General features: G+C 36.5%; 6 protein-coding genes. 4 read left to right on the forward strand and 2 right to left on the reverse strand.

The genetic code is table 11. The annotated features are described in order from the left end of the window. Window positions 1–356 precede the first annotated feature (356 nt). Window positions 357–554: a hypothetical protein gene (locus VB711_RS21595; protein WP_323288359.1), complete on the forward strand. Its 198-nt coding sequence runs from the start codon at window positions 357–359 to the stop codon at window positions 552–554. Between the two features lie 23 nt (window positions 555–577). Here VB711_RS21595 and VB711_RS21600 read toward each other — a convergent pair whose 3' ends face one another. After that, window positions 578–1,141: a DUF2231 domain-containing protein gene (locus VB711_RS21600; protein ID WP_323288360.1), complete on the reverse strand. Its 564-nt coding sequence runs from the start codon at window positions 1,139–1,141 to the stop codon at window positions 578–580. Window positions 1,142–1,383: 242 nt separating this feature from the next. On the opposite strand from VB711_RS21600, the gene VB711_RS21605 reads away from it, so the two are divergent. Further along, entirely contained in the window at window positions 1,384–2,442 is a 1,059-nt protein-coding gene (locus VB711_RS21605; protein ID WP_323288361.1) for a hemerythrin domain-containing protein, read from the forward strand. Between the two features lie 224 nt (window positions 2,443–2,666). Here VB711_RS21605 and VB711_RS21610 read toward each other — a convergent pair whose 3' ends face one another. Continuing rightward, a complete protein-coding gene (locus VB711_RS21610; RefSeq protein WP_323288362.1) occupies window positions 2,667–2,981 on the reverse strand; it encodes a chromosome segregation ATPase in 315 nt (104 codons plus the stop codon). A 568-nt stretch (window positions 2,982–3,549) separates the two neighbouring features. Here VB711_RS21610 and VB711_RS21615 point away from each other — a divergent pair. Together VB711_RS21615 and VB711_RS21620 are read left to right on the forward strand one after the other, a co-directional pair. Then, window positions 3,550–4,239: a PHP domain-containing protein gene (locus VB711_RS21615; protein ID WP_323288363.1), complete on the forward strand. Its 690-nt coding sequence runs from the start codon at window positions 3,550–3,552 to the stop codon at window positions 4,237–4,239. A gap of 170 nt (window positions 4,240–4,409) precedes the next feature. Beyond that, complete coding sequence (locus tag VB711_RS21620) at window positions 4,410–5,834, forward strand: sensor histidine kinase (protein WP_323288364.1); 1,425 nt, start codon at window positions 4,410–4,412, stop codon at window positions 5,832–5,834. Window positions 5,835–6,000 lie beyond the last annotated feature (166 nt).

A 6,000-nucleotide genomic window follows, 5' to 3' on the forward strand; every position in this document is an offset into this window, starting at 1 on the left:
CGATTTCATCTCTTAGGTTAGCACCTAACGCCCCCACCTTTGCCTTAAATTCATTATTAAGACTAGATCGCCAATTTCTAGAAAATTATTGTAATACCTATGTATAGTTTGTATTAAAAGCAGAAATGCTATATCTGTATTGTGTTTGGATCTCACTCAATAATTGGAATTATGGAATATCTAACCACAGAGGACGCAGAGAACGCAGAGAAATAAGAGTTTAAGAGGTTTTTTGCGTAAGTCCTAAACAAGCGATCGCTATTTACCCTATATAGTAGTTTCTAGAGGGATGGAATACATCATAGCCACTTCCTCGCTGTATCATTAAAAAAAATACTACCCAAAAAATAAATAATATGCAGCAGCAAATCAACGAATTAGAAAATGATTTACAAGTATTTGAGCAAAAGTATCAATTATCATCGAATGATTTTTATCGGCAATTTAAAACAGGTGAATTAGGAGATGATGTAGATTTTGTTGAATGGAGTGTTTTTTATCAAATGTGGTCTGACTTACACTTGAGATTACGTCAGAAGCCTGATAATAACTAAAATACATTAATTTTGCGTAAGTTTTAAGGATATCTTTTACTACCTGCACCGACTACGCCGATTTTATGGCGATAAGAAAGTTCTGCACCAAACCAACCAGTAATGCTCGTTAATGTCCCTACCACTAGGGAAAGAGCCAAGCCCCAAGGTATTATGTATGACTCAATATCTCTCATCCGCAGAATAAAATTAAGAGCTGTGAATAAGAGGATAGAAAGATTGAGAATTAAGTGCGCCCAACCTGCGTAACGTTTACGGACTCGTTCTATTTGCAAAAAATCACTCATACCAATTACTGAGGCGATCATACCAGTAACTAAACCCAATCCAATTAACCACAAAGAAGCCCTAGCCCAGAAGAAATCACGAGTTAACCAATAGCCAAAATCACTTCCCAAGGCGGCTGCTAGGAAGGCGATAGGAAAAATGATACTTAAAGGATGTAGGGGATGTCCAGCGATAGCTTCGCTCGCCGCAGGCATCGCTACTGTACTGGGTACTCCACTATCTCGGTATTCTCTATCGTCACTTTCAATAATTGGTGGAAGATTGGGGAACGGGGTAGAAGTTGGTTCTGTAGTTTCCATGATTTAGCTTTTCTTGGCATGATTTCCCTATTTGAGAAAATAAAAGTACAGATTTTATCTATCTAACGGTGGAATCAAGATCAACAATTTTTATGTCTGGAAATAAAAAATAAATAGATTTATATCTAATTTTATGTCCTAAGTTTAGATAGCGATCGCTCACAAGAAAGATGAAATATTCCTCATGTCTATGTCAATCTATGGTTAGTCAAAGTCTGCAAATTTTCTGAGGAGAACAAATAATGGTAACTACATTAGACGATACCAAACGTAATGCTATTGGCGTAAAATTGGCAGATATGAAATTGCTGCAACAGTTGATTATTAATAACGAAGAACGATTTTTGAGAGATTGTACTGATGGGGAAATTGCCGATAATTTGCGAAAAATGCTTGATGATGACCGAAAAAACCAAGGTATTTTAGATACTGTAATTATTCAGTATGGCATTCAAAAAAACGCCGAACAAACAGTGCAGAAATTAATAGAAAATGTCCGTCAGTTCATGGAAGGTAATGAATTAAGTTTCTTTGAAAAAGTATTTCAGCATGAATTGTTGAAACATCAACAAGTGATGAATGGTGTAACAATCCACAAAGCCGCTCAGAGAGTTGGTGCCGATGTGATGGCAGCAATTGGACCTTTAAATACTATCAATTTTGAAAACCGCGCTCACCAAGAACAACTTAAAGGAATTTTAGAAATTTTGGGTGTAAGGGAACTAACTGGACAAGATGCAGATCAGGGAATTTGGAGCAGGGTTCAAGATGCGATCGCTGCTATTAGTGGTGCAGTTGGTAGTGCTGTTACTCAAACCTCTGATAAACAGGATATGAATATCCAAGATATTCTCCGCATGGATCACAATAAAGTCAATATCTTGTTTACAGAACTTCTACAAAGTAACGATCCCCAAAAAATTCAAGAATACTTTGGGCAAATTTATAAGGATCTTAGCGCCCACGCAGCAGCAGAAGAAGAAGTAGTTTATCCCAGAGTACGTTCTTTTTACGGTGATGCTAATACCCAAGAATTGTATGACGAACAAGCTAGTTGGAGAGTTGTCTTTGATCAACTGCAAAGTATGAGTCCATCTTCACCCGAATTTAAAGATAGAATCAGACGTTTAATGGATGATGTAATGGATCATGTACGCCAAGAAGAAAGCACAATGTTTGCGGCTATTCGCAACAACATGAATACTCATCAAAGTGAAGAACTGGCTACACAGTTTAAGGCTGCTAAAAGCAAAATACAACAACAAATGGCAGGTGCTAAAACAGAAAGTCGTAGAGCTTAAATCCTTTTAGGTTAGATTCATCCCAATACGGCTCGTTTAAGGACTGTAGAGACGTTCCATGGAACGTCTCTACAAGGGTTTCCGGCTGATGAATTTGTTTAACCGAACTGTATTGAGATTCATCCCTCTAATCTAATACGTTGAATCTCTGTTTTCAATAGGTAGGGGAACTACCATTATCAAGGCGTTCCCCTGCTATGAGCAAGCGCAAGAAAACCCAATATTTACTTAATACCCAACATTCGATTTACTTGTTCTGAACCTAAAGGCTTTCGTTCTATATTCTGGAAACATTCAACTTTTTTTAGATGTGTGCAAGCTGTTTTGAAATTATTTAAATTCATTAAAACAATGTCTTCGTAGACAGATTCCTTGGGTATTTGCACATCTAAAATAAATTCTTGGAGTTTATTTTGGTCAATAGCGATTTTTAAATATTTTAAAAATACTTCACGTTTTTTAGAACGTACACTGACTAAATACCAATTATTATCAATAGCAGAAGTCAAAGATGGTTCTAAAGATTCTAGTGGTTCCATAAGTTATATTATGTAAATAAGGTGATATCAAATTATAGCAGCGAATTTATTTAAATTCATCAAAGCATATTTTAGATAAATGAGGTATTCGGTTAAGCAAATTTGTGAGCCGGAAAATCATGTAGATTCGAGCATCCCTACCCATCCATGTAGAGACGTTCCATGGAACGTCTCTACTCCTTAACCGAGAAGTATTGATATACCAAGGAACTTTCAACCCTTCTTTGTCCTGACTCCTGACTCCAATCCCTAAGTATGATTTTTGGTTCGATTGATTCACGGTGAGATGATTAACGCTGTGTGTAGAGATTTTTATTTGACGATCAAAGCCTTACGGCGAAAGCATTGTTTAAATTTTCACACTTTCTTTATATAAGTAATCGAAAATACTCATGGCTATCAGCGTTGAGATTTGCTAACGTAGTCTTAACAAATCGAAAAAATTCATTGATGCAGTTGAGAGAGTAGCTGCCATATTCTGCTAGTTTGGGGTGCTAGTAACTTTTCGTTTATCGGTGTGACGTGTTGGTGTCTAAATAATTATGTAATATTTGCTCCAAGGGGGGTTATGGTTGTAAATTTTGCCCGGACTACAGCTTCGACGAAAAATCTGTTAAAACAAGTATTTGAGAACATTGATGCTCATAGTTGTCCCCAATTATTCAATTTCCATATGCACACTGTCCATTCAGATGGAAGGTTGCAACCGATTGACTTGATAGAACAGGCGATCGCTATAGGATTAAAAGGGCTGGCGATCACAGATCATCATACTATTGGTGGCTATCAAGTAGCACAATCTTGGTTAAAAGACTGGAAATGGAATAATCCCCATGCAGCTATTCCTCATTTATGGACTGGTGTGGAAGTTAATGCCAATCTTTTAGATATAGAAGTTCATATTTTAGCTTACGCTTTTGAGCCAGAAAGCCCTAGTATGAAACCTTATTTACAACGAAAACCGACTACAGGTAAAGAATATCAGGCATTTAATGTAATTGAGTCTATCCATGAAGCCGGCGGACTGGCTGTACTTGCTCATCCTGCACGGTACAAGCGATCGCTCTTTGACTTAATCCCTGCGGCTGTCAATAGCGGAATTGATGGTGTTGAGGCTTTCTACGCTTACAACAACCCTAGTCCTTGGCAGCCCAGTGTCATAGAATCAGAACAAGTACAGAAATTAGCCAATGAATATGGTCTTTTTAACACTTGTGGTACAGATACTCATGGTCTAAATCTACTCCAAAGATTATAAAATAGTTAATTTTGAGAAGCTACACGATCATTTTTTTCTGTCGTTGTAGCAACTCACTAAAATTGTGGTAATTTTTAGGTAAAATTGAGAAAGTTAAGAGTGATTGAGTCTAAATCTAAGGTTGTGGAGCGATCGCGCAAACGCTCCGTAGGAATTGCCGTTTAACCCAAATGTTAAATTCATCCCCAACAGAAAACCTAACTGAAGCCACAAATCAACCAGAAGACTTAACCACTGAGTTAACCAACTGGGACAGTGAACTTAAATTTATTGTGGAAGGAATTTCTTCTCAAATAGGTGAAGCTTTTTTCCAATCTTGTGCGCGTTACTTGGCTAAAACACTTCGTGTTCAGTATGGATTGATTGCCGAATTTGTAGAGAGCAACCCACGAAAAGCCAAAGTTCTAGCTTTTTGGACAGGTGATGAATTTGGCCCGAATTTTGAATATTCTCTGATTGGGACTCCTTGTGATGTTGTTTATGAAAAAGGTATCCGAATTTATCCTAATTGTATCCAAAAACTGTTTCCTGAAGACCAGGATTTAGTTGATTTACAAGCAGAAAGTTATTTAGGTATTGCAATTGTCGATATTAACGGTAAGCCTCTAGGACATATTGCGGCTTTGCACACTCAGGAATTGGTAGGTAATTACCAAGAACAAGAAGCAATTTTAAAAATATTTGCTGCTCGCTCGGCCGCAGAAATTGAACGAATGTCAGCCGACAAAGCACTAAAAGAGCAAAATATTTATTTACAAGAAACTCTCGAAAAGTTGCAACAAACCCAGTTAGAACTAATTCAAGCAGAAAAAATGTCTGGCTTGGGACATTTGGTATCAGGTATTGCCCATGAAATAAATAATCCTATTAGTTTCATTTATGGTAATATTCAGCATACTCAAGATTATATAGATATTCTTTTAGAATTGATTGTAGACTATCAGTTGGAATTGCCCCATCCTTCTAAGTGGTTGCAAGAAAAAATTGACCGATTAGACCTGGAATTTATACAAGAAGATATTACAAAAATTCTTGGTTCTATGAAAACAGGGAGCGATCGCATCCGTAATATTGTCTCTAGTTTACGCAATTTTTCTCGTTTTGATGAATCAACCAGGAAGTTGGTAGACTTACATGAAGGAATAGAAAGTACATTGTTAATGTTACAATATCGACTGCAAGCAGATCAGGTTTTTCCCGAAATTCAAATCATCAAAGAATATGGGAAAATACCACTAATTAACTGCTATGCCAGCCAAATGAATCAGGTATTTTTGAATATTTTAAATAATGCTATTGATGCTTTAAGGTCTGAATCTCAAATTATCTCAGATCCTATTATTTATATTACCACAGGGATAGATTATGAAGAAAATACGATGAAAGTTTCGATTATGGATAATGGTATTGGCATGAGTCAGTCAACTTTATCGCGCATTTTTGATCCTTTTTTCACCACTAAACCAGTTGGATCAGGTACTGGGTTAGGACTAGCTATCAGTTATCAAATTATTGTTGAACAGCACGATGGTAAATTAAACTGTGTTTCTTCTCCGGGAAAATTCACTAAATTTATGATTGAAATCCCTGTTTAATTTTGGTTAAATGAGAAGATTAGACCTATCGAAAAAATATTTTATGCTATAATAGGAAGTTGAGATTTAGTTCGTTTTTGTATTGATAAAGTTATCAAAACCTCTCAGTTTTTTGAGTAGTTGAGAGAGATTGAACTGCTTACAACAGTTATTCACTATGACTGTT

Source organism: Cronbergia sp. UHCC 0137 (assembly GCF_034932285.1).
In the GTDB taxonomy this organism is placed as follows: domain Bacteria; phylum Cyanobacteriota; class Cyanobacteriia; order Cyanobacteriales; family Nostocaceae; genus Cronbergia.

Bases quoted from the DNA above. Each gene is read 5' to 3' on its own strand.
- VB711_RS21600 (WP_323288360.1), bottom strand. From the start codon at position 1,141: ATGGAAACTACAGAACCAACTTCTACCCCGTTCCCCAATCTTCCACCA.
- VB711_RS21610 (WP_323288362.1), bottom strand. From the start codon at position 2,981: ATGGAACCACTAGAATCTTTAGAACCATCTTTGACTTCTGCTATTGAT.
- VB711_RS21615 (WP_323288363.1), top strand. From the start codon at position 3,550: ATGGTTGTAAATTTTGCCCGGACTACAGCTTCGACGAAAAATCTGTTA.
- VB711_RS21605 (WP_323288361.1), top strand. From the start codon at position 1,384: ATGGTAACTACATTAGACGATACCAAACGTAATGCTATTGGCGTAAAA.
- VB711_RS21595 (WP_323288359.1), top strand. From the start codon at position 357: ATGCAGCAGCAAATCAACGAATTAGAAAATGATTTACAAGTATTTGAG.
- VB711_RS21620 (WP_323288364.1), top strand. From the start codon at position 4,410: ATGTTAAATTCATCCCCAACAGAAAACCTAACTGAAGCCACAAATCAA.